Below are 21,662 nucleotides of genomic sequence, written 5' to 3' on the forward strand. Positions count from 1 at the left end.
CTCAGCCGAGCGGCTTGACCAACCGCTCGAAGCACAGGTCCGGCCGCAGCGGCACACCGAACCGCTCGTCCTCGTACGGGAACGGCAGCGTCTCGCCGGTGCGCCGGTAGCCGCGCCGCTCGTACCAGGCGATCAGGTCCGCCCGCTGCCTGATCACCGTCAGCTCCATCCCGGTGCAGCCCCACTCCTCGCGGGCGATCCGCTCCGCCTCCGCGAGCACCGCCCGGCCGACCCCGCCGCCCTGCTGCTCCGGACGCACCGAGAACATCCCGAAGTAGGCGCTCGCCCCGCGCCGCTCCAACTGGCAGCAGGCCAGCAGCTCGCCACCGCGCTCCACGGCCACCAGGCGGCTGCCCGCCGCCGTGACCACCTCCGCCACGGCCTGCGCGTCGGTGCGCTGCCCCTCCAGCAGATGCGCCTCGGTGGTCCAGCCGCCCCGGCTGGACTCGCCCCGGTACGCGGACTCCACCAGCTCCACCACGGCGGGCACATCGCCCAGGTCGGCGGTGCGGAAGGTCAGCGGCGGGTGGGGGTCGGTGATCTCCATCGGCTCCGGAAATCCTCTCTGCGGGGTCGGCCGGACGGATGTCGGCCGAACTGCTGCGGCCGTCGGGCGGCCCGGTCGAGGCTACCCGGGCGGCGGGCTCCGCACCCAGCGCCGGACCCAGCGCCTGACCCGCCCTGCGGTACCCCCGTGCGCCCCCCTGCGCGCCCTGCTCAGGGCGGGGTCGACCGGTGGAACGTAGGAGGGCGATGACCCGCACCGGCCGGAGGGGAAGCCGATGCACGGAGCTCCTCTTCTCGGCTGGTTGCTCGCGGCGCTCACGGGCGCCGCGGGCCTCTACTGCCTGGCCCTGCTGTGCGCACCCGCACCGCGGTCAGGGTGCGCGGGGGGCGCGGAATCCGCCGCAGGCGCCCCCCGAGGCGCGGCGGCCCGGGAGTCGGACGCCGCCGAAGCGCTGATGGGTCTGGGCATGGCCGTGATGGCCGTGCCGCTCGCGGAGGCCGGCGGCGTCCCGGTGGCCGCCTGGGCGGTGGTCTTCGGCGGCACCGGGGCCTGGTTCGCGCTGGCCGCGCTGCGCGGCGGCGACGCCCGGCGGCGGGCGCACCGGCTGCACCACGCGGTCGGGGCGGGCGCGATGGTCTACATGGCGCTGGCGATGGCGGGCGGCGGAGGGCACCCGGCCGGCCCGGGGATGGCCGGGGAGCTGGGGATGGCCGACATGGCGGGGACGGCCGAAGGACCGCTGCTCACCGGGCTGCTGCTGGTCTACTTCGGCGGCCACGCGCTGTGGACGGGCAGCCGGCTGCTGCGGCCGCCGGGCGGCCCGGTGGCGCTGGCCGTCGGGGGCGGTGGCGGCTGGGCTCCGCTGCGGGTGCCGGGACTGCCGCAGGCGTGCCGGCTGGTGATGGGGCTGGGGATGTTCGCCATGCTGCTGATGGGCTGAGCCGCCGGGCGCGGCGGGCGGTCCGTGGCGTTGGTCACGCCTTTCCGGAACCCGTTCCACGGGGGTCGCCCGGCCCCTAGGTTGGAATCGCGTGCACTGTCGCGCGCCGACCGTCCCACGGGAGCCCGCTGCCATGACAGCCCTGCTCGGCCTGCTGCTGCTCTGTGTCCTGCTGTCCACCGTGATGCCCCGGCTGCTGGCACGGGCCGGCTGGCCGGAGCGCGAACCGGTGCTGGCGCTCGGCGTCTGGCAGTGCCTGGTCGCCTCGGTGCTGCTCTGCTGCACGCTGGGGCTGGCACTGGCCGCCTCCGCCGCGCTCCCCTCGGTACGGGACCTGCTCTTCGCCATGGCACCGGGCCCGGTGGTGGCCGCCTACGGCTTCCCCGGCAGCGAGCGCTGGGGCGCGCTGCTGGCCCTGCTGCTCGCGTACGGGGGTCTGCACACCGCCGTGGCACTGGCCCGGGAGGTCCGGGTCGCGCGGGCGGCCCGCAGCCGCCGCCAGGCCGAACTCGCCCTGCTGGCCCCGGAGCTGCCCCCGGCGGCCGGGGTGAGTGAGCCGTCCCGGCGGGAGCGGCTGGTGGTACTGGAGAACCTGCGGCCCGAGGCGTGGTCACTGCCCGGCCCCTCGGCCCGGCTGGTGGTGACCACCGGGGCGCTGCGGCGGCTGAGCGACCGGGAGCTGGCGGCGGTGCTGGACCACGAGCGGGGCCACGTCCGGGCCCGGCACCACTGGCTGCTCCAGGGTGCCCAGGCGCTGGCGGCGGGCTTCCCCGGGGTGGCGGTGTTCGGGGCGTTCCGCGACCAGGTCGGGCGGCTGGTGGAGCTGGCGGCGGACGACGTGGCGTCCCGGCGGCACGGGCGGCTGGCCACGGCGCTGGCCCTGGTGGAGCTGAACTCGTCGCGCGGGGTCTTCGGCGGGTGCCCGGCGCAGTTGGCCGAGGTGCCGCGGCGGGTGGACCGGCTGCTGGCCGGCGAGCCCCGGCTGTCGGTCGGCCACCGCGTACGGCTCACCGCCGCCGCCCTCACCGCCCTCACCGTCCCCGTCCTCCTCACCCTCGCCCCGGGCCTCCACGCCCTCCTCTGACCCCGCCCCCACCCGGGTAGGCACCCTCGGACGGTCGACCGGCCATGCACCGCCCAGGGGCGCGGGGAGCTGCGCGCCGCGTCACGCACCAGGGTGGGTGGTCGCGCGTGCGTTCGGCGCACCACGGGAGTGCACGGTCGCTCGCGCAGTTCCCCGCGCCCCTGCCGGGGCGAGCCTCGCCGCTGACGCCACGCCACGCAGCCAGGTGGGTGGTCGCGCGTGCGTTCGGCGCACCACGGGAGTGCACGGTCGCTCGCGCAGTTCCCCGCGCCCCTGCCGGGGCGGACCTCGCCGCTGACGCCACGCCACGCAGCCAGGTGGGTGGTCGCGCGTGCGTTCGGCGCACCACGTGGGTGCACGGTCGCTCGCGCAGCTCCCCGCGCCCCTGCCGGGGCGCGCAGCGGGGCCGGGGGCGGTGGGCGGGTTACGCTGCCGGGAAGTGTCCTCCTGCCGCACCCCGGCGGGGCCGGGAGTGCCCGGCGGCGGTCCGGGGCAGGCGATTGTGCGGGTGATTCGTCCGTGGTCGTCTTCGTACTCGGTGTCAGCGCCGCCTGCTGCCTGGGGCTGGGCTTCGTCCTCCAGCAGCACGCCGCCCAACGGGCGCCGCGCGCCGACTTCCTCTCCTGGCGGCTGCTGCTGGGTCTGATCCGGGACGCGGAGTGGCTGCTCGGCATCGCGTTCATGATCGGCGGCCAGGTGCTCAGCGCCCTGGCCCTGGACCGGGGCGAGGTCTCGCTGGTCGAACCGCTGCTGGCGACCAATCTGCTCTTCGCCATGGGCCTGGCCCGGGTGCTGACCCGTCAGTGCCTGGGCCGGTCCGGCTGGGGCGGGGTGCTGCTGCTGGCGGCCGGGGTGGCGGTGTTCATCGTGGCGGGCCGGCCGCGCGGCGGCGGGCCGGGGGCCGACCCGCTGCGGCACTGGCTGGTGCTGGGCGTGGTGGCGGGGCTGGCGCTGCTGCTGGTGGCGACGGCCCGGCGGCTGCCGCTGCTCCGGGAGGCGACCCCGCTGGCGCTGGCGGCGGGGCTGCTGTACGGGGTGCAGGACGCCCTCACCCGGACCACCGCCCAGCGGATCGGGGCGGGCGGGCTGGCGGCGGCGCTGCGCGGCTGGGAACCGTACGCGGTGCTCGCGATCGGCGTCGCGGGGCTGATCCTGGTGCAGAGCGCCTTCGGGGCGGCGCCGCTGAAGATGTCACTGCCCGCCCTGACGGCCGCTCAGCCCCTGGCCGGGATCGCCTGCGGTGTGGGCTTCCTGGGCGACCGGCTGCGGCTGACGACGACGGCGATGGCGTGGGAGGGGGTGGGCCTGCTCTGCATCGTGCTCGGCGTGGTGGTGATCGGCCGCCACCCGGCGATGCCGGACACCTGCGGCGAGGTGGCGGGGGACGCGGCGCCGCCGCAGGACCCGCTGGAGCGGGCGGTCGGCGGGCGGTAGCGGGCACCGGGGACGGCGAAGGCCCGCTCACCGATCCCCCGTGTCGGTGAGCGGGCCCTTGTGCGGGGCGATGTGGGCACTCCAGGAACGGCCCCATCGGCCCGCAGCCGTCGGCGGCGGCCCCAGTATACTGGCCGGGAGCCAACCAACGTATGGAGCACCATGTCACCTCGGCGGGCCTCGGTCAATGAGGCGATGCGCCAGCGCTCCCGCGAGCGCATCATGAAGGCGACCGCCGAGCTCGTCGACGGGCAGGGATACGCCGGGACCACGCTGGCCGACATCGCGCGGCACGCCGGAATCGCCCGGGGCCTGGTGTCGTACTACTTCAGCGGCAAGCGCCTGCTGCTCCAGTCGGCGGTGCACCGCGAGATGCATCTGCACCTGGCGGCCGAGCTGGACCGGCTGCCCGACGACGCCGCACCGGACGCGCGGCTGGCCTGCGCGGTGGACTCGATCCTGGGCTTCGCACTGGCGCATCCCCGGCTGATGCGGTCCCACCTGGCGCTCATCCTCGACCCGGACGCGGGCGGTTTCGTGCAGGACCCGGAGCAGCGCCGGCTGGGCGCGCTGCTACAGGGGGTGCTGCTGGCACGGGGTTCGACCGCCCCGGAGGCCGACCACGCGGTGCTGCGCGCCTCGCTGATGGGCGGCTGCATGGGCGTACTGCTCCCAGGGGCGGAGACGCCGCTGGTGCCGATCCGGGCCGATCTGTTCGCCCGCTACGGGCTGGCCTGGCACCTGGGCGCACCGCCGCAGCCGCAACCGTCCGGCCGGCCCGCTGCCGACCGGGGCTGAGCCCACGCCGTTCGCGCGGCGGTCAGTCCTCCTTGAGGATCGAGTTGAGCAGGTCCACCGTCTGCTCCGGCGTCAGGCTGTCGACGCAGAGCCGCTCCATGACCTGGATGTAGGAGTCCACGTCATCGCGTTTGTCCAGGTACAGGGCGCTGGTGAGCTGCTCCAGGTAGACGACGTCGGCCAGGTCCTGCTCCGGGAAGCGCAGGATGGTGAAGGCGCCGCTCTCGGCCGCGTGGCAGCCGAAGCGGAACGGCATCACCTGGACCACCACATTGGGCCGCTCGGCGATCTCGATCAGGTGCTGGACCTGGCCGCGCATCACCTGGGGGCCGCCGACCGGGCGGCGCAGCGCCGCCTCGTCGATGACGGCCCACAGCCGGGGGGAGTTCTCGGAGGTCAGCAGCTTCTGCCGGCGCATCCGCAGGCCGACCCGGCGCTCGATCTCCTCCTCGCCGATGGCAGGGCGGGCGAGGCTGAAGACGGAGCGGGCGTACTCCTCGCTCTGCAGCAGGCCGGGCACGAACTGCAACTCATAGGTGCGGATCAGCGCTGCGGCCTCCTCCAGCCCGACATAGGTCTGGAACCAGCCGGGCAGCACGTCGTTGAAGCTGTGCCACCAGCCGGACTTGTTGGCCTCGCGGACCAGTCCGAGCAGTGCCTCGCGCTCGGACTCGTCGTCGACGCCGTACAGGCTGAGGAGATCGGCCACGTCGCGCTCCTTGAAGCTGACGCGCCCCAGCTCCATGCGGCTGATCTTGGACTCGGAGGCCCGGATCGTGTATCCCGCGTCTTCGCGGGTGATGCCCTTGGCCTCGCGGAGTCTGCGCAGCTGGGAACCGAGGAGGATCCGGCGCACCATCGAGCCGCCCCCCGGCTGAACTGTGGTCATGCGGTCTAACCTCCACCCGACGAAAACAGCGCACAGTCTGCCACTACCTGGCTGCGAACGGTGCCGCCAGCGGTAGAGGGATCATCAGATTGTTGCGCATGCAGGCCCAGATGCACGTGCATACGCCCCACGCATATGCCATTCGTACACCTGCACGTGAATCGGCCCTTGCATCTGCGGTTGGCAGAGAGGAGCATGGTGCACGTGCACATGCACACCCACTGGCAATCTGCGGGGACCGCGTCACCTCCACGCGAGACACCGCTCACCGGCCAGGGCACGCCGCCGCGCGCCTGGCGGCGACGGTAACGCGCGCGGACGCCCCGACCGACCGAGTCGGAGGTGTCCCGCATGACCCCGGCGGGTTCCGCTGTGTCCACCCCTTTATGGGAGGAGCTGTTCATGGGCGCCGGCCCGGCACTCAAGGCCGACCCGGACGTGGTCACGTGCACGCTCATCCCCCGCTATGAAGCGGTGAAGGATGCCCGTGACTTCACTCGGAACTCGCTCCACCGCTGGGGCCTCGGTGAACTCTTCGACGATGTCGCACTGGTGGCGTCCGAGCTGGTGACCAACGCCCTCCGGCACGCGCTCAAGCTCAGAGCCGGAGAGTGCGACACGCGCATCCCGCAGCAGGGTCACCTCGGGGCCGGTGAGCAGCTGCCGATCCGGATCAGTCTGGTGCACCGCGCGCCGCAGGTGGTGTGCGCGGTGAGCGACCCGAGCAGCACCGGCCCGGTGACCCGGGACGCGGACTACATAGCCGAGTCCGGCCGGGGGCTGCACCTGGTCGACTCCTTCAGCCGCTCATGGGGCTGGCATCCGTTGGCCGGCGCGGGGAAGGTGGTCTGGGCCCTCTTCGAGGCCCACCCGACCACGCTCTCCGACAACGGCGGCGGCAGACACCGCCGGGCCTGAGCACGGCGGCCGCAGCGAGAGGGGCCGCCACCGGACGTCCGGTGGCGGCCCCTGACCGCTGTACTGCCGTCGGCCGGACCGGTGGCATCCACCGACCCGGCCGACGGTCTTCAATGGACCAGCGTCACTGGACCAGCCCTCACTGGACCAAGTGGTCGAACTCCCCGCCCTTGGCCCCGAGCAGCAGCGCCTCGATCTCCGCCCGCGTATAGATCAGCGCCGGCCCGTCGGGGAACCGGGAGTTACGCACAGCGACGTCGCCGCCCGGCAGTTTCGCCAACTCCACGCAGTTGCCCTGCGAGTTGCTGTGTTGGCTCTTCTGCCAGACCACGCCGCGGATCTCCGCGGCCGCCATGCCGTTATATGTGTGGCGCATAGAAAACTCCCGGAATGCGAGTACTGCGCGTACTGCCGTACTGCTCGGCGTCTCAGTCGTCGTGCGGCCGACAGGCTCCGTCCACCCGCGAAAGACCTGGTATCCGCCTCACTGCATGTGATGATAGCGGCTGTGCACGTGCATCCGCACAGGCACTTGCTTGTGCACAACACCGCACGTCAGGTGATGGTCCGCTTACTGGAAACGCCAATTGACGGTTTGTAAGCGGACATACGCGACCGGAACAACCCGTTCGATGACTACTCTCCGTATACAGTTGGCATCAGCAAGTTCGGCGGCCGGATTTACGGGCCTCCCGGAACGGCGCACGGTCTGTCACGGGCGGCAGTGTGAGACTGGTCACTCGGAGGTGGGCCATGCAGACAGCACGCGGCAGACGCCGGACGGTCCCGCTCGTCCTGCTCGCCGCCGGGGTGCTCGGCACCGCCGCCGGGACCGGCGCACTGCTGCTGGGCGCCCACGGCGACCCCGCCCCGGCCGCCCCAGCCCCCTCGTCCCCCGCCCCCTCCTCGCCCGCCCCCTCCACCCCCGGAGGCAGCGCCGCCGTGCCGCAGGACACCGAGGCCCGCATCCACGCCCTGCTCGGCCGGATGACCCTGGAGGACAAGGTCGGCCAGCTCTTCGTCAGCCGGGTGTACGGCGGCGACGCCGACCACCCCTCGCGCGCCGAGGCCGCCGCCAACCGCAAGGCACTCGGCGTCGACACCGCCGCCGAGGCCGTCGCCCGCTACCGGCTGGGCGGCGTCGTCTACTTCGGCTGGGCCGGCAACCTCGGCGCCCCCGAGCGGACGGCGGCCCTCTCCGCCGGGTTGCAGCACGCCGCCGGCCTGCTGCCGGTACCGGTGCCGCTGCTGGTCGCCACCGACCAGGAGCAAGGGTCCGTGGTACGGATCGGCCCGCCCGCCACCGTCTTCCCCGGCGCGATGGCGCTGGGCGCCTCCGGCCGCGCCGAGGACGCCCGCACCGCCGCCCGCACCACCGGCGCCGAACTGGCCGCGCTCGGCGTCAACCAGGACTACGCACCGGTCGCGGACGTCAACGTCGACCCGGCCAACCCGGTGATCGGCATCCGCTCCTTCGGCTCCGACCCCGGCGCCGTCGCCGCGCTGACCGCCGCCCAGGTGGACGGCTTCCACCAGTCCGGCACCGCCGCCACCGCCAAGCACTTCCCCGGCCACGGCGACACCGGCACCGACAGCCACACCGGCCTGCCGGTGATCACCCACGACCGGGCCGAGTGGGAGCGGGTGGACGCCCCGCCGTTCGCCGCCGCCATCCGGCAGGGCGTGGACTCGGTGATGACCGCGCACATCGCGATGCCCGCCCTCGACCCGTCCGGCGACCCGGCCACCCTTTCCCGGCCGATCCTCACCGGGCTGCTCCGCGAGCGCCTCCACTACGACGGCGTGGTGATCACCGACTCGCTGGACATGGCCGGCGTCCGCGAGCGCTACGGGGACGAGCGGGTACCGGTGCTCGCCCTGAAGGCGGGCGCCGACCAACTGCTCAACCCGCCCGACCTCCCACTCGCCTACCGCGCGGTGCTGCGGGCCGTCCGGTCCGGCGAACTGCCGCAGAGCCGCATCGACGCCTCAGTACTGCGGGTGCTGCGGATGAAGGCCCACCGGGGCCTGTTCGAGCAGCGGAGCGCCGACCCGGCCGCCGCCGCCCGGCTGCTGGGCACACCCGCGCACCGGGCCGCCGCCGACGCCGTCGCGGACCACAGCATCACGCTGCTGCGCGACGACGACCACGCGGTCCCGCTGGGAGCCGGCCGCCGCATCCTGGTGACCGGCTGGGAGCCGGCCGCCGGCAGCGGCGGGGTGGGCACCGCGGGCGGCCACCCGGTACGGGAGCTGGCCGACACCCTGACCGCCCTCGGCCACCCCACCCGGGCGCTGCCCACCGGGCGCGCCCCGGACGCCCGCGCGGTGGCCCGCGCCGTGGCCGCCGCCGGGGACGGCCGGGACGCGGTGCTGGTGCTCACCAGCGGGGCGCGCACCGACCCGGCCCAGCAGCGGCTGGTACGGGCGCTGCTGGCGACCGGGCGGCCGGTGCTCCAGCTCGCCGTGGGCACCCCCTACGACCTGGCCGGGCTGCCCGGCGTACGGACCGCGCTGGCCAGCTACTCCTGGCAGGACGTGTCGATGCGGGCGGTGGCGCGGGTGCTCGCCGGGCGGGTGCCGGTCGGCGGGCGGCTGCCCGTGGCGGTGCCCGGCGGCGGGGCGGGCGGCAAGGCGGCGCTGCTGCCGCTGGGCTTCGGGCTGCGGCGCTGACGGCGAGCCGATGGCGGGCGAGTGGCGGGCGAGTGGCGGGTGGGCAGCCGGATTTCGTACCTGCGGGTATGACAGCAGGTCATGGCCGGGGCGATGGGCGCCGGAGCCGATTCGGCTGTGACCGTTTCAGTACCTTTACGGTGCACTGTCCTTGTTGTCCCGGCGGACGGCACGCCGGTACCGGGAGCCCGCTGCCGCGTACTCACCCGGATGACCTACGATCGGTCGCCATGAGCTCTGCCGCCACCCCGGGCACTCCGCTGCCCGTCCGAACTCCCGGCTCCCCCGCCCGGGGCCGCCACCGTCGCCCCGAGCGTCCAGAGATACCCGCGGACGCTCCGGCACTGCTGCTCGCCGTGCCCGCCACCGCGGACCCCGAGACGCAGTCGCTCACCGACGAGATCGTCTCCATCGTGCGCGGCGAGCAGCCGGGCATCGATGTCACCGCCGCCTACCTGCCGACCGCCGACGGCGATCCCGGCCAGGCCACCGTGGCCGCGCTGCTGGCGCAGGCCGCCGAGGCGGGCGCGCCCACCCCGATCGTGGTGCCGCTGCTGCCCGGCCCGCACCCGGCCGCACTGGCCGACCTGTGGGCGGCGGCCGAGGCGACCGGCGCCGTGGTGACCGACGTCCTGGGTCCGCACCCGCTACTGGCCGAGGCGGTGCACGTACGCCTCTCGGAGGCGGATCTCGCCCGCGCCGACCGGGCCCGCCTGTTCACCATCAACACCACCGCCGACGGCGTGGTGCTGGCCGCCGCCGGCGGCGAGGAGGCGGTGCAGGCCGCAGGCATCACGGGGGTGCTGCTGGCCGCGCGGCTCGCGGTGCCGGTGGTGCCGGCCGCGCTGGACGTACCGGGCTCGGTGCAGGCCGCCGTGGCGCACCTGCGGGCGACCGGGGCGGCCCGGCCGGCGCTGGCGCCGTTCGTGATCGGCCCCGAGGTCGAGGCCGGGCTGCTGGCGTCGGTGACCGAGGAGGCGGGCTGCCCGGCGGCGGAGCCGCTGGGGGCGTACCCGGCCATCGGCAGACTGATCGTGTCGGCGTACCTGGCGGCGCTGGGTGTGGCCGAGGAGCAGCCGGGGCGGCCCGTGCCGGCGGTCTGACGGTTCCCGTTCAGCGGCCGACTCCTTCTCGGGGTCGGCCGCTGACGGGTTTTCCGGGGCGTTTGGGGGCCTGTCGGGGGTGGGTGGGGTCCGTCTGGCGGCGTGGGTGTCTGCGGGTCCTGGCGGGGTGGTCCGGGGCGCGCTTTGGTGTTGGGTGCGGGTCCGTGCGGGGTTGCCTGGCGGCGGGGCTACACGGCGGGTGTTGGGTGCGGGTCCGTGCGGGGTTGGTCGCGCAGTTCCTCGCGCCCCTGACGGTGGGGCCGCACGACGGGTGCTGAGTGCGGGGTTGCCTGGCGGGGTGGGGCTACACGGCGGGTGTTGGGTGCGGGTCCGTACGGGGTTGGTCGCGCAGTTCCTCGCGCCCCTGGTGGTGGGGCTACACGGCGGGTGTTAGGTGCGGGTCCGTGCGGGGCTGGTCGCGCAGTTCCCCGCGCCCCTGACGGGGCGGGGCTACACGGCGGGTGTTGGGTGCGGGTCCGTGCGGGGTTGGTCGCGCAGTTCCCCGCGCCCCTGACGGTGGGGCCGCATGACGGGTGCTGAGTGCGGGGTTGCCTGGCGGGGTGGGGCTACACGGCGGGTGTTGGGTGCGGGTCCGTGCGGGGTTGGGCGCGCGGTTCCCCGTGCCCCTGGCGCGGGCGGGGCGTGCCTACGCCCCGGGCGGCCGGTGGGGGGCTGCCCGGGGCGGGGGTGGGAGGGGAGGTGCGGTCAGTCGCGGCGGGGGGCGGCTGCGGTGGAGCCGCGGACCACCAGCTCCGGCTGGAACATGAACTCGGCGCGCTGCGCCGGGTTGCCGCCGACCTCTTCGAGCAGGGCGTCGACCGCGGCGGTGGCCATCGCCTCCACCGGCTGCCGGATGGTGGTGAGCGGCGGCTCGGTGAAGGCGATCAGCGGCGAGTCGTCGAAGCCGACCACCGAGACGTCCTGCGGCACCGTCAGGCCCCGCTGCCGCACCGCCCGGATGGCCCCCAGGGCCATCATGTCGCTGCCGCAGACGATGGCCGTGCAGCCCTTGTCCAGCAGCGCGCCGGCGGCCGCGTGGCCGCCCTCCACGCTGAACAGGGTGTGGTGCACCAGCTCCTCGGCCTCCCCGGCGGTACGCCCCAGCACCTCCCGCTGGGCCGCGATGAAGCCCTCGATCTTGCGCAGCACCGGGACGTACCGGCGCTGGCCGACGGCCAGGCCGATCCGCTCGTGGCCCAGCTCGACCAGGTGCTGGACCGCCATCCGCATGGCGGCCCGGTCGTCCGGGGAGACGAACGGCGCGGAGATCCGCTCGCTGTAGCCGTTGATCAGCACGAACGGCACCTGACGCCCGATCAGCTTGGCGTACCGGTCGTGGTCGGCGGTGGTGTCCGCGTGCAGGCCGGAGACGAAGACGATCCCGGAGACCCCCCGGTCCACCAGCATCTCCACCAACTCGTCCTCGGTGGACCCGCCGGGGGTCTGGGTGCAGAGCACCGGGGTGAACCCGTACCGGCTGAGCACCTGCTCGATCACCTGGGCGAGCGCCGGGAAGATCGGGTTGTTGAGCTCCGGGGTGATCAGCCCGATCAGGCCCGCGCTGCGCTGCCGCAGTCGGGTCGGCCGCTCGTAGCCGAGTACATCCAGGGCGGCGAGCACCGTCTGCCGTGTGGCAGCCGAAACACCCGCCTTGCCGTTGAGTACGCGGGAGACGGTGGCCTCGCTGACCCCCGCCTGTGCCGCGATGTCCGCCAGTCGCGCCGTAGTCACAGTCCCCGAGCCTATTGCACCCATGTCAGACGGCCCACCAGACGGTGCTGTCGGCGGGCAGCAGCAGCGATCCGTCGCGTACCTCGACCGGGACGGACGACAGCAGCACCCGGCCCTGGGCGGGGACGGCGACCGGCTCGGCGCCCGGGTTCACGGTGCAGACGAAGGAGCCCCGGTCGCCCGCGTCGCGGCGGAACGCCAGGACGCCGGCGGGCAGGTCGTCCAGCCAGTCCACCGAGGAGCCCGCACCCAGCGCGGGGTGCTCACGGCGGATCGCCAGCGCGCTGCGGTACAGCTCCAGGGTGGAGCCGGGGACGCCGGTCTGGGCGGCCACGCTCAGCCCGGCCCACTCGGCGGGCTGCGGCAGCCAGCTGGGCCCGCCGTCGGGGCCGAAGCCGTACGGGGCCTCGGTGCCGGACCACGGGATCGGCACCCGGCAGCCGTCGCGGAAGCCGTCCTGTCCCGCGGCGCGGAAGAACGCCGGGTCCTGGCGGACCTCGTCGGGCAGGTCGGTGACCTCGGGCAGGCCCAGCTCCTCGCCCTGGTAGACGTAGGCGGAGCCGGGCAGCGCCAGCATCAGCAGCGAGGCGGCGCGGGCCCGGCGCAGGCCGAGCTCCGGGTCGGCGGGGGCCAGCCGGGTGGCGTGCCGGACCACGTCGTGGTTGGAGAGCACCCAGGTGGTGGGGGCGTCGACCGGGCGCATGGCGTCCAGCGAGAGGTCGATGACCTCGCGCAGCGCGGCCGTCTCCCAGGCGGTGCCGAGGTACTGGAAGTTGAACGCCTGGTGCAGTTCGTCGGCGCGCACGTAGTTGGCGGTGCGGGCGACGGTCGGCGTCCATGCCTCCGCGACGGCGATCCGCTCGCCGGGGTACTCGTCCAGGATGGTCCGCCAGGTGCGGTAGACCTCGTGCACGCCGTCCTGGTCGAAGAACGGCAGGACGTCGTTGCCGAGCAGCTTCAGCTGGTCGTGGGTGCCCATGTCGGGCAGCCCGGCGGCCTTGACCAGGCCGTGCGCGACGTCGATCCGGAAGCCGTCGACGCCCATGTCCAGCCAGAAGCGCAGGATGGAGCGGAACTCGTCCGCGACCGCCTGGTTCTCCCAGTTGAAGTCGGGCTGCTCCGGGGCGAACAGGTGCAGGTACCAGTCGCCGGGGGTGCCGTCGGGGTTGTCCGTACGGGTCCACGCCGGGCCGCCGAAGATGGACTCCCAGTCGTTGGGCGGCAGTTCGCCGTGCTCGCCCTTGCCGGGGCGGAAGTGGTAGCGCTCCCGCAGCGCGGAGCCGGGGCCCTCGCGCAGCGCCCGCTTGAACCACTCGTGCTGGTCGGAGGAGTGGTTGGGCACCAGGTCGACGATGACCCGCAGGCCCAGCAGATGGGCGTCGTGGATCAGCGCGTCGGCGTCGTGCAGGGTGCCGAACATCGGGTCGATCGCGCGGTAGTCCGCGACGTCGTACCCGGCGTCGGCCTGCGGGGAGGCGTAGAAGGGCGACAGCCAGACCGCGTCCACGCCGAGGTCGCGCAGGTACGGCAGGCGGGCGCGGATGCCCGGCAGGTCGCCCATGCCGTCGCCGTCGGAGTCCGCGAAGCTGCGCGGGTACACCTGGTAGATCACCGCGTCCCGCCACCACCCTCTGCGGTCGCCGACGGACGCGGGGACGGCGCTCGGGGCGGCGTCGGTGGCGGTGGCTTCCCGGGCCTCCCCGACCCGCTGGCGGGCGAGGAAGGAGGACCGGGAGGCGTCGGCGAGGTCGTGGGTCATGGTTTCCCTTGAGTGCTCGGTGCCGTGCCGCCCCGGGGTGGGCCGGAGGCGGCACGCAGCGTGCGGACAGGTGCGGCGTTGGTGCGGGTCAGGACTTGGCGGCACCGGCGGTGAGGCCGGAGACCAGATGGCGCTGGACCAGGAAGAAGACGATGGTCGCCGGGATCGCGATCATCACCGAGGCGGCGGTCATGCCCGCCCAGTCGGCGCGGGTGTTGGTGGCCAGGGTGCGGATGCCGACCGCCAGGGTGTAGTGGTCGGCGCTCATGAACTGGGTGGCGTACGCGACCTCGGCCCAGGCGGTGAGGAAGGAGTAGAACGCGGTGACGGCCAGCCCCGGGCGGGCCAGCGGCAGGATCAGCCGCCAGAAGGTGCCGAACGGGGTGAGCCCGTCCACCCGGCCGGCCTCGTCGATCTCCATCGGGATGGTGTCGAAGTAGCCCTTGAGCATCCAGGCGGAGAACGGCACCGAGATGGTGCAGTAGGTGAGGATCAGCCCGAGGTAGCTGTCGATCAGGCCGAGCGAGGCCAGGATGTTGTACAGCGGGACGATCAGCACGGTCACCGGGAACATCTGGGTGACCAGGAACATCCACATCAGCTGCCGCTGCCCGGGGAAGCGCAGCCGGGAGACGGCGTAGCCGGCCGTGGCGGAGAGCAGCACGCCGAGCAGGGTGGTGCAGCCGGCGATGATCACCGAGTTGCCGAACCAGCGCGGGAAGTCGGTCTCGGTGAGCACCCGGGTGTAGTTCTTCAGGCTCAGGTGGCCGAGCACCTTGGCGGGGTCCTGCCAGGCGTCCTCGGGGCCGACCGAGATGAAGAGGATCCAGCCGACCGGGAACATGGCGACGATGCTGGCGATCAGCAGCGTGCCGTGCAGCCCGAGCGAGGCGAGCGGGCCGCGCTCCCCCCGGCCGCGGCCGCGCGGCGGGCGGGCGGCGCCGGTGGTGACGGCGGTCGCGGCGGCCGGGACCGGGCTGGTGTCGGTGGTCGCGGTCATGGAAACCTGCTCCTTGTGCTCCTGGTCTTCGCTGGGGGTGGGGGTGCTGCCGCCGTCGGGGGTGCTGCCGCCGTCGGGGGCCGTCACGCGGGGGCCGCTCACGACTTCTCCGCCTTGAGCTCGCGGCGCCGGTAGAAGGTGGAGAACACCAGCAGGATGAGCAGGATGATGATGCCGTAGGTGGCGGCGCCCGAGTAGTCGGAGACGCCGGTGAACGCCTTGTTGAAGGCGTACGTCACCAGGATGTCGGTCTCACCGGTGGTGTTCTGGCCGATCAGCAGGTAGATCACGGCGAACATGTTGAACGTCCAGATGCTGCTGATCAGGATCACCGTGCTGCTGACCGGACGCAGACCGGGCAGCGTGACGTTGAGGAACCGCTGCCACGGCGAGGCGCCGTCCATCTCGGCCGCCTCGTGCAGTTCGGCGGGGATGGACTGCATGCCGCCGAGCAGCGCGACCATCTGGAACGGCACGCCCAGCCAGACGTTGACCAGGATGACCGCGATCTTCTGGTTCAGCGGGGAGCCCAGCCAGTCCTGGGCCGGCAGCCCGAGGTGGGTCAGCATCTCGTTGAGCACGCCGTACTGGGTGTTGAGCATCAGCCGCCAGGCGAAGATGCCGATGAACCCGGGCACCGCCCAGGGCAGGATGAGCGCCATCCGGTAGAACAGCCGGAACCGCATCTTGCGGTTGAGCATGTTGGCCAGCACCAGCGCGAAGGCGAACTGGAAGACGCCGCAGGAGACCGTCCAGACGATGGTCCAGATCAGCCTCGGGTAGAAGTCGCCGTCCGCGCCGGACAGCACGTGCCAGTAGTTGTCCAGGCCCACCAGGTGGTAGGTCGCCGGGACGTGGTTGACACCGATGTCCTTGGCGACGTTCGCCTCGGTGGCGTTGGTGAGCGACAGGTAGAAGCCGCGGCACAGCGGATAGAGGACCAGGACCGCCATCACGATGACCACGGGCAGGACCATCGCCCAGCCGTACCAGTGGCGGTCGTACGAGCGCCGGACCCGGGTCAGCAGGCCGGTCCGGGGGGCGGGGGCGGCGGACTTGACCGGTCCGCCGGGGGCTTCGGTCGTGGTGGTCATCATCAGGCCTTTGCGAAGGGCTTGCAGGGGCTTGCAGACGGGCTTGCAGGAGCGCCCGGCGGGGGTCGGACCGGGCGGCGGGCGGGCCGCCCTCCACCGGGAGGGCGGCCGCGCCGTACGGGTCCGGGACCCGGAGGTGACGTCAGTTGGTGCTGAAGTCGGGCAGGAGCTTCTTGAACTCCTTGGCCGCCTCGTCGGCGCCCTGCTGCGGGGTGGCGCTGCCCTGGAGGATCTTCACGTAGGACTGCTGGAGCGGCGTGAACAGGCTGCCGACCTGGGGCAGCGCGACCCGGGGGCGGGCCGTCTGCAGGATGCCCTGGAAGCCGGCGATGGACGCGTTGGCCTTGACCTCGGCGGTGTACGCGGAGTCACGGGTCGGCAGGGTGCCGTTCTTGACCGCGATGTAAGCCTGGCTGTCGGTGGAGGTCATGAACTGGGTGAAGAGGTAGCTGGCGTCCAGGTTCTTGGAGCCCGCGTAGACGACCAGGTCGTGCCCGCCGGTCGGCGCGGCGGCCGTGCCGGTGCTGCCGGCCGGGACCGGCGCGTAGCCCAGGTTGTCCTTGTCCTTGAACGCGGCGCCCGCGTAGTCGTCGGCGGTCGACCAGGGGCCCTGGATCAGCATGGCGACCTTGCCGGTGGTGAACGCCTTCTGCATGTTGTCGTAGGCGCTGGCGAAGTCGATCTTCATCGAGGACGAGGTGTAGACGTCCTTCGCCGTGGCGAGCGCCTTGACGGCCTCGGGCGAGTTGATGGTGATCTTCTTGGCGTCGGCGTCGGCCATGTCGGCGCCCTCGCCGAACAGGAACGGCAGCAGGAAGTAGGCGTCCGGGTTCATGTACGTCCCGTAGGCGCCGGTCTTCTCCTTGATCTGGGCGGAGTCCTGCTTGAACTCGTCCCAGGTCTTCGGCGGCGCGGCGATGCCGGCCTTCTTGAAGAGGTCCTTGTTGTACAGCAGGCCCAGGGTGTCGGTGACCGACGGAACGCCGTAGGACTTGCTGTTGTACTGCGTGGTGTGCAGCGGACCGGGCAGGAAGTCCTCGGTCTTGGTGAGCGCGGCGGTGCCGTCCAGCGGGGCCAGGTAGCTCAGCGAGGCGTACTCGGGGATCAGGCCGACGTCCGCGCGCATCACGTCCGGCGCGCCCTTGCCGCTCTGCGCCGTCGCCTTGAACTTCTGCTCGATGTCGGCGAACGGGATGTTCTGGTAGTTGACCTTGATCTTCGGGTACTGCTGCTCGAACTTGGCGATCAGCTCCTTGTACGCCGGAGCCTCCTTGGTCGCGTCCGAGGTGTCCCAGTAGGTGACGGTCCCGGAAACGCCGGCGGGGTCTGCGGCAGCCTTGCCGGTGCCCGACTTGCCGCTGTCCGACTTGCCACTACCGCCGCTGCTGCAAGCCGCCATCGAGACCGCGAGGGCCGCGACAAGTGCGGTGGCCGCAATACCACGCCGCATGAAGAACTCCTTGGAGGGTGGGTGCCCGAAGTGGTGGGGACGGCGCATAATGGGCCTTCCCCGCAAGACCGACCGCACCGCGCCGAGCCCGACGTCCCGCAGGGCTCCGCCTCGGCGCGGCTCCGTCGGGCTCGGGGAGGAACGTAACAGCGCCGAAAGCCTTTCGGAAAGCTCTTGCAGCAACTTTCTGCAAGAGAATTCAGTTCGTTATCCCGGCGTGTCCGTTCGGTAGCCGTACCGGTCGGACGCGATCGACTCCGATCAGGCCCTGCCACGGCAGCTCTTCCTTGACAGGCGCCACCCGCGCCACTGTCATGAGAGCTGCCGTCCCCCACCCCGGGACCGGCAAGCCGCGAGAGTCGCTCAGGAGGCGCAGGTGGCGTACTACCGGACCGTCGGAACGGTGCCGCCCAAGAGGCACACCCAGTTCCGCCGAGACGACGGCGGGCTGTACTACGAGGAGCTGATGGGCGAGGAGGGCTTCACCTCCGACTCCTCGCTGCTCTACCACCGCCACATCCCCTCGGCCCTGGTCGACAGCCGGGTCTGGCGGCTGCCGGAGGCCAAGAGCGAGCCCAACCACCCGCTCAAGCCCTACCACCTGCGGCTGCACACCCTCTTCCCCGGCGAGAGCTGGCGGCAGGCCGACCCGGTGACCGACCGCCGGGTGGTGCTGGGCAACGCCGACGTACGGATCGCCTACGTCGCCGCCGGAGCCCCCTCCCCGCTCTACCGCAACGCCATCGGCGACGAGTGCGTGTACGTGGAGTCCGGGACCGGCCGGGTGGACACCGTCTTCGGATCGATCGAGGTCGGCACGGGCGACTACGTGGTGCTCCCCCGGGCCACCACCCACCGCTGGGTGCCCGGCGGCGACGCCCCGCTGCGGCTCTACGCCGTCGAGGCCAACAGCCACATCACCCCGCCCAGGCGCTACCTCTCCCGGTTCGGGCAGCTGCTGGAGCACGCCCCGTACTGCGAGCGCGACCTGCGCGGGCCGGTCGGACCGCTGCTGGTGGACGGGGCCGGCGACACCGATGTGTACGTCAAGCACCGCGTCCCCGGCGGCGAGGGCGTGGTCGGCACCGTGTTCACCGTGCCGCAGCACCCCTTCGACGTGGTCGGCTGGGACGGCTGCCTCTACCCGTACGCCTTCAACATCCGCGACTACGAGCCGCTCACCGGCCGCGTCCACCAGCCGCCGCCGCAACACCAGGTCTTCGAGGGCAGCGGCTTTGTGATCTGCAACTTCGTGCCCCGCAAGGTCGACTACCACCCGCTCGCCATCCCGGTGCCGTACTACCACTCCAATGTGGACAGCGACGAGGTGATGTTCTACTGCGGCGGCGACTACGAGGCCCGCAAGGGCTCCGGCATCGGCCAGGGGTCGGTCTCGCTGCACCCGGGCGGCCACACCCACGGCCCGCAGCCCGGCGCGTACGAGCGGTCGGTCGGCGCCGAGTTCTTCGACGAGCTGGCCGTCATGGTGGACACCTTCCGGCCGCTGGAGATCGCGGAGGGCGGCCGGGCCGCCGACGACGGGCGCTACGCCTGGACCTGGAGCGGGCGCGGCCCGCAGGGCCCGCTGGACGCGCCCGGCGGCGGTGCCGAATGACCGCTGCGCACTGCTGGGTGCCGGTCCCCGACGGGTCGCCCTTCCCGCTGCAGAACCTGCCGTACGGGGTGTTCAGCCCGCCGGGCGGCGCCCCCCGGGTCGGTACGGCCATCGGTGACCAGGTGCTGGACCTCTCCGCGATCTGGGCCGGCACCCCGCTCGGCGCCGACCTGGCGGGCGGCTCGCTCAACCGGTTCCTGCGGCGCGGGCCCCGGGAGTGGGCGTATGTGCGGGGGCGGCTCACCGAGCTGCTGACCGGGACGGAGCAGCGGCGGCTGGTGGAGGCCAACCTGTACCCGCTGGACCGGGTGCGGCTGCACCTGCCGTTCGAGGTCGCGGACTACGTCGACTTCTACGCGTCCGAGGCGCACGCGACCAACCTGGGCCGGATCTTCCGGCCGGACGGCGAACCGCTGCTGCCCAACTGGCGGCACCTGCCGGTCGGCTACCACGGGCGGGCCGGGACGGTGGTGGTCTCCGGTACGCGGGTGCGGCGGCCCGCCGGGCAGCGGCGCGGCCCGGACGGCGCACCCGTCTTCGGGCCCACCCGGCAGCTGGACATCGAGGCCGAGGTGGGCTTCGTGGTCGGGGTGCCGTCGGCGCCCGGCGAGCCGGTGCCGGTCGGCGCGTTCAGCGACCATGTCTTCGGCGCGGTGCTGGTCAACGACTGGAGCGCCCGGGACATCCAGGCGTGGGAGTACCAGCCGCTCGGCCCGTTCCTGGGCAAGTCCTTCGCCACCTCCGTCTCGCCCTGGGTGGTGCCGCTGGCCGCGCTGGAGCACGCCCGGATCGCGGTGCCGCCGCAGGACCCGGCGCCGCTGCCGCACCTGGCCGAGCAGCAGCCGTGGGGGCTGGACCTGGCGCTGGAGGTGCGGCTCGGCGACGCGGTGGTCTCCCGGCCGCCGTACCGGGAGACCTACTGGTCACCGGCGCAGCTGCTGGCCCATCTGACGTCGGGCGGTGCGGCGCTGCGGACCGGCGACCTGTACGCCTCGGGCACCGTCTCGGGTCGGCTGCCGGATCAGCGGGGGTCGCTGATCGAGCTGACCTGGAACGGGCGTGATCCGCTGCGACTGCCGGACGGCAGCAGCCGCGCCTTCCTGGCGGACGGCGACACGGTCACCATCACCGGCTGGGCCCCGGGGGCGGACGGCGTCCGCATCGGCTTCGGCGAGGTGACGGGGACGGTGGTGGGCTGAGCGGCGGCCCTGCGGGGCGGCGGGGGCTGGACTGGGCGGGCGCCCCGGGGGGCGGAGCGCACGTGGGGTGCAGCGCGCTACGGGAGTGCGGGGTTCCTCGCGCAGTTCCCCGCGCCCCTGACGGAGCCGACGAGCCCCATGGCGACAGCGGGGATCGGCTGGGCGGGCGCCCCGGGGAGCGGGGTGCATGTGGGGTGCAGCGCGCTACGGAGGTGGGTGGCTGGCCGCGCAGTTCCCCGCGCCCCTGCGGGGGCTTGCCAGGGGCGCGGGGAACTGCGCGAACAACCACCCAGCACGCCGCACCCCTGCCCGCAGCCCCGACCAGGCCGAAGGTGCAGGGGTCCTGGCGCTTCTGATGGGGCGTCAGGCCGGGGCGGGGCCGGTGGAGCCTCGGACGACGAGTTCGGGTTCGAAGAGGAGTTCGTCGTGGGTGACCCGGACGCCGGCGATCTCTCCGGCGAGGAGTTCGACGGCGGCCCGGCCCATGGACTCGATGGGCTGCCGCACCGTGGTCAGCGGCGGGTCGGTGCAGGTCATGAAGGAGGAGTCGTCGTAGCCGACCACCGAGACATCGGCCGGCACCGACATCCCCCGGCGCCGCACCGCCCGGACCGTACCGAGGGCGAGCGGGTCGCTGGCGCAGATGATCGCGGTGACGCCCTGCTGGAGCAGCCGGGTCGCGGCGGCCTGGCCGCCCTCCAGCGAGAACAGCGCCCGCTCCACCCAGGCGTCCGGCAGCTCGAACCCGGCCTGGGCGGCGACCGCGCGCCCGGCCGCCAGCTTGCGCCGGGACGGGACGTGGTCGGGCGGGCCGAGCACCATGCCGATCCGCCGGTGGCCCAGCGAGATCAGATGCCCCATGGCCTGCTCGACGGCCACCGCGTCGTCGCAGGACACCCGGGGGAAGTCCAGGTCGTCTATCGCGGCGTTGAGCAGCACGGTCGGCAGGCCCCGGTCGGCCAGCCGGTCGTAGTGGCCGTGCGGCGAGTCGGCCTGCGCGTACATGCCGCCGAAGAAGACGACACCGGAGACATGCTGCTGGAGCAGCAGGTCGACGTAGTCGGCCTCGGAGACGCCGCCCGCCGTCTGGGTGCAGAGCACGGGGGTGAAGCCCTGCTGGGCCAGTGCGCCGCCCACCACCTCGGCGAAGGCGGGGAAGATCGGGTTCTGCAGCTCGGGGAGGACCAGGCCGACCAGCCGGGCGCGCTCGCCGCGCAGCTGGGTGGGCCGCTCGTAGCCGAGCACGTCCAGCGCGGTCAGCACCGCCGCCCGGGTGTTGTCGGAGACTCCGGGTTTGTCGTTGAGCACACGGCTGACCGTCGCCTCGCTCACCCCGACCTTCTTGGCCACTTCGGCAAGTCGTCGCGTCATGTTCGCAAGTATACGTCATCACATGCAAGTCACTTGCACTTTTCTTGCAGCAGTTTGTCGGGTACCCCGACATCCCACCTGACGTCCCACCCGGCG

At 73.2% G+C, this 21,662-nt stretch carries 18 protein-coding genes; 9 read left to right on the top strand and 9 right to left on the bottom strand.

Annotated features, from left to right (window positions below):
- Window position 1: 1 nt before the first annotated feature.
- Window positions 2–547: a GNAT family N-acetyltransferase gene (locus ACIQGZ_RS22055; protein WP_402604249.1), complete on the bottom strand. Its 546-nt coding sequence runs from the start codon at window positions 545–547 to the stop codon at window positions 2–4.
- Window positions 548–782: 235 nt separating this feature from the next.
- Between ACIQGZ_RS22055 and ACIQGZ_RS22060 the strand changes: the two genes are divergently transcribed.
- The 4 genes from ACIQGZ_RS22060 to ACIQGZ_RS22075 all read left to right on the top strand — a co-directional run bounded on the left by ACIQGZ_RS22060 (window position 783) and on the right by ACIQGZ_RS22075 (window position 4,764).
- Window positions 783–1,448 carry a DUF5134 domain-containing protein gene (locus ACIQGZ_RS22060; protein WP_402604251.1) on the top strand — a complete coding sequence of 222 codons (666 nt, stop codon included), beginning with the start codon at window positions 783–785 and terminating at the stop codon, window positions 1,446–1,448.
- A gap of 133 nt (window positions 1,449–1,581) precedes the next feature.
- The gene (locus ACIQGZ_RS22065) at window positions 1,582–2,532 is read left to right on the top strand and encodes a M56 family metallopeptidase (protein ID WP_402604253.1); all 951 of its coding nucleotides are present in this window, start codon (window positions 1,582–1,584) and stop codon (window positions 2,530–2,532) included.
- A 519-nt stretch (window positions 2,533–3,051) separates the two neighbouring features.
- Window positions 3,052–3,966: a DMT family transporter gene (locus ACIQGZ_RS22070; protein ID WP_402604256.1), complete on the top strand. Its 915-nt coding sequence runs from the start codon at window positions 3,052–3,054 to the stop codon at window positions 3,964–3,966.
- A 162-nt stretch (window positions 3,967–4,128) separates the two neighbouring features.
- Window positions 4,129–4,764, top strand: coding sequence for a TetR/AcrR family transcriptional regulator (locus ACIQGZ_RS22075; protein ID WP_402604258.1), 636 nt, complete (start codon window positions 4,129–4,131; stop codon window positions 4,762–4,764).
- Window positions 4,765–4,786: 22 nt separating this feature from the next.
- Here the strand turns inward: ACIQGZ_RS22075 and ACIQGZ_RS22080 are convergent, their stop codons facing one another.
- Window positions 4,787–5,653: a helix-turn-helix domain-containing protein gene (locus ACIQGZ_RS22080; RefSeq protein ID WP_402604260.1), complete on the bottom strand. Its 867-nt coding sequence runs from the start codon at window positions 5,651–5,653 to the stop codon at window positions 4,787–4,789.
- Between the two features lie 351 nt (window positions 5,654–6,004).
- On the opposite strand from ACIQGZ_RS22080, the gene ACIQGZ_RS22085 reads away from it, so the two are divergent.
- Window positions 6,005–6,571, top strand: coding sequence for an ATP-binding protein (locus tag ACIQGZ_RS22085; RefSeq protein ID WP_402604263.1), 567 nt, complete (start codon window positions 6,005–6,007; stop codon window positions 6,569–6,571).
- Between the two features lie 139 nt (window positions 6,572–6,710).
- Here the strand turns inward: ACIQGZ_RS22085 and ACIQGZ_RS22090 are convergent, their stop codons facing one another.
- Window positions 6,711–6,947, bottom strand: a complete 237-nt coding sequence (locus ACIQGZ_RS22090) for a DUF397 domain-containing protein (protein ID WP_402604265.1) — start codon at window positions 6,945–6,947, stop codon at window positions 6,711–6,713.
- 377 nt (window positions 6,948–7,324) lie between these two features.
- On the opposite strand from ACIQGZ_RS22090, the gene ACIQGZ_RS22095 reads away from it, so the two are divergent.
- Window positions 7,325–9,244, top strand: coding sequence for a glycoside hydrolase family 3 protein (locus tag ACIQGZ_RS22095; protein ID WP_402604267.1), 1,920 nt, complete (start codon window positions 7,325–7,327; stop codon window positions 9,242–9,244).
- 230 nt (window positions 9,245–9,474) lie between these two features.
- Window positions 9,475–10,347 carry a sirohydrochlorin chelatase gene (locus ACIQGZ_RS22100; RefSeq protein ID WP_402604270.1) on the top strand — a complete coding sequence of 291 codons (873 nt, stop codon included), beginning with the start codon at window positions 9,475–9,477 and terminating at the stop codon, window positions 10,345–10,347.
- 705 nt (window positions 10,348–11,052) lie between these two features.
- Here ACIQGZ_RS22100 and ACIQGZ_RS22105 read toward each other — a convergent pair.
- The 5 genes from ACIQGZ_RS22105 to ACIQGZ_RS22125 form a co-directional block, all read right to left on the bottom strand.
- On the bottom strand, window positions 11,053–12,102 hold the full coding sequence (locus tag ACIQGZ_RS22105; protein WP_402604272.1) for a LacI family DNA-binding transcriptional regulator: 1,050 nt from the start codon (window positions 12,100–12,102) through the stop codon (window positions 11,053–11,055).
- Between the two features lies 1 nt (window position 12,103).
- Complete coding sequence (locus tag ACIQGZ_RS22110) at window positions 12,104–13,837, bottom strand: glycoside hydrolase family 13 protein (protein ID WP_402604274.1); 1,734 nt, start codon at window positions 13,835–13,837, stop codon at window positions 12,104–12,106.
- A gap of 88 nt (window positions 13,838–13,925) precedes the next feature.
- A complete protein-coding gene (locus ACIQGZ_RS22115; protein WP_402604442.1) occupies window positions 13,926–14,837 on the bottom strand; it encodes a sugar ABC transporter permease in 912 nt (303 codons plus the stop codon).
- Window positions 14,838–14,935: 98 nt separating this feature from the next.
- Complete coding sequence (locus ACIQGZ_RS22120; protein WP_402604277.1) at window positions 14,936–15,931, bottom strand: carbohydrate ABC transporter permease; 996 nt, start codon at window positions 15,929–15,931, stop codon at window positions 14,936–14,938.
- Between the two features lie 142 nt (window positions 15,932–16,073).
- Window positions 16,074–17,381 (bottom strand): extracellular solute-binding protein, encoded by a 1,308-nt coding sequence (locus tag ACIQGZ_RS22125; RefSeq protein ID WP_402604280.1) that lies wholly within the window; start codon window positions 17,379–17,381, stop codon window positions 16,074–16,076.
- Window positions 17,382–17,757: 376 nt separating this feature from the next.
- Between ACIQGZ_RS22125 and ACIQGZ_RS22130 the strand changes: the two genes are divergently transcribed.
- Both ACIQGZ_RS22130 and fahA read left to right on the top strand, forming a co-directional pair.
- Window positions 17,758–18,996: a homogentisate 1,2-dioxygenase gene (locus ACIQGZ_RS22130; RefSeq protein ID WP_402604282.1), complete on the top strand. Its 1,239-nt coding sequence runs from the start codon at window positions 17,758–17,760 to the stop codon at window positions 18,994–18,996.
- Window positions 18,993–20,195, top strand: a complete 1,203-nt coding sequence (gene fahA / locus ACIQGZ_RS22135; protein WP_402604285.1) for a fumarylacetoacetase — start codon at window positions 18,993–18,995, stop codon at window positions 20,193–20,195. The genes ACIQGZ_RS22130 and fahA overlap by 4 nt, the downstream gene beginning before the upstream one ends.
- A 363-nt stretch (window positions 20,196–20,558) precedes the next feature.
- Here fahA and ACIQGZ_RS22140 read toward each other — a convergent pair whose 3' ends face one another.
- A complete protein-coding gene (locus tag ACIQGZ_RS22140; protein ID WP_402604288.1) occupies window positions 20,559–21,566 on the bottom strand; it encodes a LacI family DNA-binding transcriptional regulator in 1,008 nt (335 codons plus the stop codon).
- Between the last annotated feature and the right edge of the window lie 96 nt (window positions 21,567–21,662).

The sequence above is a fragment of the Streptomyces sp. NPDC092296 genome, assembly GCF_044755465.1.
Classification (GTDB): domain Bacteria; phylum Actinomycetota; class Actinomycetes; order Streptomycetales; family Streptomycetaceae; genus Peterkaempfera.

Coding starts and splice junctions, on each gene's coding strand:
- ACIQGZ_RS22085 (WP_402604263.1), top strand. CDS start 6,005: ATGACCCCGGCGGGTTCCGCTGTGTCCACCCCTTTATGGGAGGAGCTG.
- ACIQGZ_RS22095 (WP_402604267.1), top strand. CDS start 7,325: ATGCAGACAGCACGCGGCAGACGCCGGACGGTCCCGCTCGTCCTGCTC.
- ACIQGZ_RS22080 (WP_402604260.1), bottom strand. CDS start 5,653: ATGACCACAGTTCAGCCGGGGGGCGGCTCGATGGTGCGCCGGATCCTC.
- fahA (WP_402604285.1), top strand. CDS start 18,993: ATGACCGCTGCGCACTGCTGGGTGCCGGTCCCCGACGGGTCGCCCTTC.
- ACIQGZ_RS22125 (WP_402604280.1), bottom strand. CDS start 17,381: ATGCGGCGTGGTATTGCGGCCACCGCACTTGTCGCGGCCCTCGCGGTC.
- ACIQGZ_RS22060 (WP_402604251.1), top strand. CDS start 783: ATGCACGGAGCTCCTCTTCTCGGCTGGTTGCTCGCGGCGCTCACGGGC.
- ACIQGZ_RS22100 (WP_402604270.1), top strand. CDS start 9,475: ATGAGCTCTGCCGCCACCCCGGGCACTCCGCTGCCCGTCCGAACTCCC.
- ACIQGZ_RS22120 (WP_402604277.1), bottom strand. CDS start 15,931: ATGACCACCACGACCGAAGCCCCCGGCGGACCGGTCAAGTCCGCCGCC.
- ACIQGZ_RS22055 (WP_402604249.1), bottom strand. CDS start 547: ATGGAGATCACCGACCCCCACCCGCCGCTGACCTTCCGCACCGCCGAC.
- ACIQGZ_RS22105 (WP_402604272.1), bottom strand. CDS start 12,102: ATGGGTGCAATAGGCTCGGGGACTGTGACTACGGCGCGACTGGCGGAC.
- ACIQGZ_RS22140 (WP_402604288.1), bottom strand. CDS start 21,566: ATGACGCGACGACTTGCCGAAGTGGCCAAGAAGGTCGGGGTGAGCGAG.
- ACIQGZ_RS22065 (WP_402604253.1), top strand. CDS start 1,582: ATGACAGCCCTGCTCGGCCTGCTGCTGCTCTGTGTCCTGCTGTCCACC.
- ACIQGZ_RS22110 (WP_402604274.1), bottom strand. CDS start 13,837: ATGACCCACGACCTCGCCGACGCCTCCCGGTCCTCCTTCCTCGCCCGC.
- ACIQGZ_RS22075 (WP_402604258.1), top strand. CDS start 4,129: ATGTCACCTCGGCGGGCCTCGGTCAATGAGGCGATGCGCCAGCGCTCC.
- ACIQGZ_RS22115 (WP_402604442.1), bottom strand. CDS start 14,837: ATGACCGCGACCACCGACACCAGCCCGGTCCCGGCCGCCGCGACCGCC.
- ACIQGZ_RS22090 (WP_402604265.1), bottom strand. CDS start 6,947: ATGCGCCACACATATAACGGCATGGCGGCCGCGGAGATCCGCGGCGTG.